Raw genomic sequence first — 4,388 nt, 5'->3', positions numbered from 1 at the left:
GGCTCCCTGCGTCGTGGTGAGGGCGGCCTGGCGCGTTTGTACGCCTCGCTCGGTACTGCCTGGAGCCGCGGCGTCCCCGTCGACTGGACCACCCTCAACGAGGCCCGCGGCGCCGACGTGGCCACCGAGCTGCCGACCTACCCCTTCCAGCGGCAGCGTCACTGGCTGGACACCCCGGACTCCGCAGCCGCCGATGTGGCGGCCGCCGGACTCGGCGAGGCGGGGCATCCGCTGCTCGGAGCCGTGGTGCGGGTCGCCGAAGGGGACCAGTACGTGCTGACCGGGCGGCTGTCGCTGCAGAGCCACGCGTGGCTCGCCGACCACGGGGCCGACGGCGCCGTGCTGCTGCCCGGGACCGCCTTCCTCGAACTCGCCGTGCGCGCCGGGGACGAGGCGGGCTGCGACCACCTCGAGGAACTCACCCTCGAAACGCCTCTGCCGCTGCCCGAGCGCGGCGCGGTGCAGGTGCAGACCGTCGTGGCGGCCCCGGACGGCTCCGGCCGCCGCTCCGTGAGCGTGTACGCCCGCCCCGCCGGCCACGTCGATGACGCCGACGCGCCGTGGACGCGGCATGCGAGCGGGTCCCTCGCGCCCGGTGCGGCCGGTACGGGGGAAGAGCTGACGCAGTGGCCGCCGCCGGGTGCCGAGTCCGTGGACCTGGACGGGTTCTACGACTCCGCAGCGGCCGTCGGCTACGCCTACGGGCCCGCGTTCCAGGGACTCAAAGCCGCCTGGCGGCAGGGCACGACCGTATGGGCCGAAGTAGTCCTCGCGCCCGAACAGGCCTCCCAGGCAGGCGCGTTCGGCCTCCACCCGGCACTGCTCGACGCCGCGCTGCACGCCGAGCAACTGCTGCGCGCGGCCAAGGGCGAGGAGCCGGGCGTACGACTGCCGTTCGTGTGGAGCGGGGTGTCCCTGCACGCCACCGGCGCCGCAGCTCTGCGCATCCGCATGACCTCGCTCGGCACGGACACGGTGTCGCTGACCGCGGCCGACGGTCAGGGCCGGGTCGTGGCGCACGCCGACTCGCTCGTCCTGCGGCCGGTCGCCGCCGGCCGACTGGGCGGCACGCAGCGGGACGGGCTGCACGTCGTCGAGTGGAGCTCCCTGCCGACGCGGCCCGCCCCGAACGCCGACGACCAAGTACGTCTCGGCGGCGCGGACTTCGCCGACCTCGACGCGCTGCGGGCCGCCCTGGACGGTGGGCTCGCCGTGCCGTCGACCGTCGTCGTCGCCCTTGAGCCGGCCGCGAGCGAGACCGTGTCCGCGGAGACCGCCCGTCGAGCCACCGCCGACCTGCTCGCTCTGGTCCGCGACTGGCTCGCCGACGAGCGGTTCGCGCTGTCCCGGCTGGCCGTCGTCACACGCGGCGCCGTGTCCGTCCGCGAGGGCGAGGACCTCACCGACCTCGTCCACGCGCCGGTCTGGGGCCTGATCCGTTCCGCGCAGGCCGAGAACCAGGACCGCTTCGTCCTCGTCGACCTCGACCCGTGGGACGACCGCGCCGACGACCTGGCCGTTGCCCTCGCGACGGGGGAGTCCCAGGTCGCCGTACGCGACGGGACGCTGCTCACGCCGCACCTGGTGCGCTCCACCGCCGCCCGCTCGGGCGAACCCGTGTGGCGCACCGACGGGACGGTCCTGGTCACTGGTGGGACGGGGGCGCTGGGTGCGCTGGTGGCGCGGCATCTGGCGGGTGAGCACGGTGTGAAGCGTCTGGTGCTGACGAGCCGGCGGGGTGCGGAGGCTCCGGGGGCGGCTGAACTCGTGGCGGAGATTCGTGCGCTGGGTGCGGAGTCGGTGGAGGTCGTGGCGTGTGATGTGGCGGAGCGGGAGGCGGTGGCGGCGTTGTTGGGGTCGTTGCCGGGCCCGTTGTGCGGGGTTGTGCATTGTGCGGGTGTGCTGGACGACGGTCTGGTGGGGTCGCTGAGCGCGGAGCGGCTGGATGCGGTGATGCGGCCGAAGGCGGACGCGGCCTGGCATCTGCACGAGCTGACCCGCGACGCCGACCTCGACGCCTTCGTCCTCTTCTCCTCCGTCGCGGGTGTGTTCGGCAACCCGGGACAGGGCAACTACGCCGCCGCCAACGCCTTCCTCGACGCCCTCGCCCACCGCAGGACCGCCGAGGGACTCCCCGCCACCTCGCTCGCCTGGGGACTGTGGGAGCAGTCCAGCGGCATGCTGGCCCACCTCGGCGACGGCGACCTCGGCTGGATGACCCGGGCCGGCATCCTCCCCCTCGCCGACGACCACGGGCTCGCCCTCATGGACGCCGCCCTGCGCACCCCCGGCCGCGCCCTGTTCGTACCGGCCCGCCTGGACCTCGCCACCCTGCGCGGCCGTGCCGCCTCCGGACTGCTGCCCGGCCTGTTCCGGGGGCTGGTCCGGGTTCCGGCGCGGCGCACCGTGCGGACCGGTGCCGACGCCGGCACCGGCACCCTCACCCGGCGCCTCGCCGCCCTCGCCCCCGCCGAGCGCGAGCACGAACTGCTCGACATCGTGCGCGCGGCCGTGGCCACCGTCCTCGGACACGCCGACCCGGGCGCGATCCGCCCCGACAAGGCGTTCAAGGAACTCGGCTTCGACTCGCTCACCGCCGTCGAACTGCGCAACCAGCTCGGCGCCGCCACCGGCGTACGGCTCCCCGCCACCCTGGTCTTCGACCACCCGACGGTGGCCGCCGCGGCCAGGTTCCTGCTCACCGCACTCGCCCCCGACGACCACGCCGAACAGACCGCGGACACACCGGCCGAACCCGTCCCGGCGCACACCGGCGCCGACGAGCCCATCGCGGTCGTCGGCATGGCCTGCCGTTACCCGGGTGGCGTCACCTCGCCGGAGGACCTTTGGGACCTCGTGCACGAGGGCCGCGACGCCATCACCGAGTTCCCCACCGACCGCGGCTGGGACCTCGAAACCCTCTTCGACAGCGATCCCGAACGCCTCCGCACCAGCTACGCCCGCGAAGGCGGCTTCCTCTACGACGCGGGCGACTTCGACGCCGAACTGTTCGGCATCTCACCGCGCGAGGCGCTCGCCATGGACCCGCAGCAGCGGCTCCTGCTGGAGGCCGCCTGGGAGGTCTTCGAACGCGCCGGGATCGACCTCGACAGCGTGCGGGGCAGCCGCACCGGAATCTTCGCCGGCGCCATGCACCACGACTACGCGTTCCGCGTCGAGGAGCACCCCGAGCGCGTCGAGGGCTACGGGCTCACCGGCACCCAGGGCAGCGTCGTCTCCGGCCGCGTCGCCTACACGTTCGGCCTGGAGGGCCCCGCCGTCACCGTCGACACCGCCTGCTCCTCCTCACTGGTCGCCATCCACATGGCCGCCCAGTCCCTGCGCTCCGGCGAGTGCGGCATGGCCCTCGCCGGCGGAGTCGCCGTCATGGCGACGCCCAGTGTGTTCATCGAGTTCAGCCGCCAGCGCGGCATGGCCGCGGACGGCCGCTGCAAGTCCTTCTCCGCTTCGGCGGACGGCACCGGCTGGTCGGAGGGCGTGGGCGTGCTGCTCCTGGAGCGCCTGTCGGACGCCCGCCGCAACGGCCACCGGGTACTGGCCGTGATCCGCGGTACGGCGATCAACCAGGACGGCGCCTCCAACGGCCTGACCGCCCCGAACGGGCCCTCCCAGCAGCGGGTGATCCGGCAGGCCCTGGCCAACGCCCGCCTCAGCCCCGCCGACGTGGACGCGGTCGAGGCGCACGGCACCGGCACCACCCTGGGCGACCCGATCGAGGCGCAGGCGCTGATCTCGACGTACGGCCAGGACCGGCCCGAGGACCGGCCGCTGTGGCTGGGCTCCCTGAAGTCGAACATCGGCCACGCGCAGGCCGCGGCGGGTGTGGCGGGTGTGATCAAGATGGTGATGGCGATGCGGCATGGTGTGCTGCCGCGGACGTTGCACGCGGAGGAGCCGTCGCCGCATGTGGACTGGTCGGCGGGTGGGGTGGAGCTGCTGACGGAGGCGGTGCCGTGGCCGGGGGCGGGGCGTCCGCGGCGGGCGGGTGTGTCGTCGTTCGGGATCAGCGGGACGAACGCGCACGTGATCGTGGAGGCGGTTGCGGAGGAGTCTCCCGCGGCGGAGGCGGCGCCGGTCGCGGGTGGCCTGGTGCCATGGGTGGTGTCGGCGCGTTCGGAGGCGGCGTTGCGTGCGCAGGCGGGCGGTCTGCGGGCGTTCGCGGGGGCGGTGGACGTGTCGCCGGTGGACGTCGGGGCTGCTTTGGTGCGGTCGCGGGCTGCGTTGGAGCAGCGGGCGGTGGTGCTGGCCTCGGATTCCGAGGGGTTCGAGGCCGGGTTGGATGCGCTGGCGGGGGGTGTGCCGGCGGTGGGTGTGGTTGAGGGTGTGGTGCGTGGTGGTCGGGTGGCGTTGTTGTTCTCGGGGCAGGG

The 4,388-nt window shown here is 74.4% G+C and carries 1 protein-coding gene; it reads left to right on the top strand.

Annotation, left to right across the window (positions count from 1 at the left end):
• The coding region (locus ACH4ZX_RS40095; RefSeq protein ID WP_398283839.1) for a type I polyketide synthase at positions 1-4,388 on the top strand (4,388 nt) is incomplete at both ends.

This window comes from Streptomyces sp. NPDC020490 (genome assembly GCF_044335305.1).
In the GTDB taxonomy this organism is placed as follows: Bacteria; Actinomycetota; Actinomycetes; order Streptomycetales; family Streptomycetaceae; genus Streptomyces.
The sequence above is the reverse complement of the archived record's forward strand: the minus strand, read 5'-3'. Positions and strand labels throughout refer to the sequence as shown.